This is a genomic window from Blautia sp. 210820-DFI.6.14 (assembly GCF_020558815.1).
GTDB lineage: Bacteria > Bacillota > Clostridia > Lachnospirales > Lachnospiraceae > Blautia_A > Blautia_A obeum.
On sequence record NZ_JAJCKS010000084.1, the window covers coordinates 1 to 956 of the forward strand.

A 956-nucleotide genomic window follows, 5' to 3' on the forward strand; every position below is an offset into this window, starting at 1 on the left:
ACTTGTTTTCTCCGATACGGAAATATTTTGACGCTTCTTCAATGGTAAGGGTGTACTTTTCCCATACAGGAATATCGTTGTTATTCATTAGATACCCCCTTTCCCTTGTTTTGTGTCATACTGGATATAGGGGATAAGGTCGGTGCGGTTTATCCTCTGTAAGTGGGCGGTTAGTTTGCTGGAAAGGGAATTACTGTATCTTGCCTTATCAAGCATAGTTCCCACTTTTTCCAGTCCACCCAATGCGTCATGTTCTTCCAAGAAGTAAAAACTTTTGACAGCGGAAATCACGCCACCCTCTGTGAGCCATTGCTGTGTTTCTTCAAGAGAATTATGTAGTTTCGGTACTTGCACTTTCAAGACTTCCACAGCCCCTAAAAAGCGTTCCCAAAACCGACACGTTTTCCATCTGCTCTTATTACTTTCATTTCTGTTTGGCACGACAAAGCGTAGGTTGTTTGCCAATAGCCCGAAAGCCAGTTCCCCAAGTTCCAGCGGTCTGTCTTTGAATGTCATGGCAAAAGCATGAGCCTTATCATCACGCAGTTGCATTTCTGTCCGTTTCCAACTGCCGACTTCATCAAGTGTCTTATTATGTTTTGAACAGACTTCCTTATCCTTGTCATAAAAGCGGTAGGACAATCCCGATTTCCCAGCACCGATATAAACGGTCTTTGCGGTGTCGAAATCATCAAACTTGCTTTCGTCAAAGTGGTAGCCCTCACTATTAGAAATAAATTCCTCTTTTTCGCATTTCTTCTTTATCTGCTCTATGGTAAAGAATGGCTTTTCGTTCTTATCATCAATGGCAATATCAAGTCTTGTAAAATGGAAGTTATCCAGTCCGTATCTTCGCTCACAACGTCGGAACATATCTCCAAAGGTACAATTCCTACTATCGAGAATACGGAAAATATCATCACAACCTCTGCCAGTCATAACAAGATAACAGCCTA

At 41.9% G+C, this 956-nt stretch carries 2 protein-coding genes; both read right to left on the minus strand.

Annotated elements, in window-relative coordinates; all coding sequences use genetic code 11:
- Positions 1 to 88, minus strand: an 88-nt coding sequence (locus LI112_RS17820) for an excisionase (RefSeq protein WP_255647178.1), incomplete at its 3' end; no start/stop codon positions are given.
- Positions 88 to 956, minus strand: an 869-nt coding sequence (locus LI112_RS17825; protein WP_227191205.1) for a replication initiation factor domain-containing protein, incomplete at its 5' end; no start/stop codon positions are given. The genes LI112_RS17825 and LI112_RS17820, both read right to left, overlap by 1 nt.